This window comes from Acetobacter thailandicus (assembly GCF_011516655.1).
Classification (GTDB): domain Bacteria; phylum Pseudomonadota; class Alphaproteobacteria; order Acetobacterales; family Acetobacteraceae; genus Acetobacter; species Acetobacter thailandicus.
In genome coordinates, this window is record NZ_WOSV01000042.1 from 1 (window position 1) to 571 (window position 571).

A 571-nucleotide genomic window follows, 5' to 3' on the forward strand; every position below is an offset into this window, starting at 1 on the left:
TTGTTGGCATATGACGATGTGAAGTCTGAAACTTTGTAGTAAGAGCCGTCAGATTTCTGTGCCGTGTCAAACGTAGCCAGTACGTGCTGTGTTTTTGAATCCCATGAGTTGTAATAAACCAGCTCAACAACGCCGTCTTTTACATCAATAAGCTTTTCTGTATCGCCGTTCTGACCATAATAGTCGCTGGTCACGTTAATGATGTCTTCAGGAGAAACATTCTTAAACGTCGCGTTGCTTAACGCCTGACCATTCAGCGAAACCGTATTAACGCCTGAGCCGGAAACAAAATTAACAGTCAGCGGACCAGAAGAGGCATATGCGTTGCTATCTGTCAGTGTGCCGCCGGCCATGTTAATTGTGCCAGATGGCAGCGTGCTCTGATCAAGGGTCAGGTTCGTGCCTGTGCCAATTGTTGCAGAAGCACCGTCAGCCAGTGTCAGCTGCTGCAGAGTAACATCGCCATTATTACCAAAAACAACGTTACCCTTCAGGGTCGCACCGTTCAGCGCTACAGACGACGTACCGGTTACAGTTGTTGTCTGACCGTCAGCACCAATAACCTTGCTGG

At 48.2% G+C, this 571-nt stretch carries 1 pseudogene; it reads right to left on the reverse strand.

What is annotated here, in order from left to right:
• Positions 1 to 571: pseudogene (locus GOB58_RS12890) on the reverse strand (Hint domain-containing protein); the annotation flags it as partial.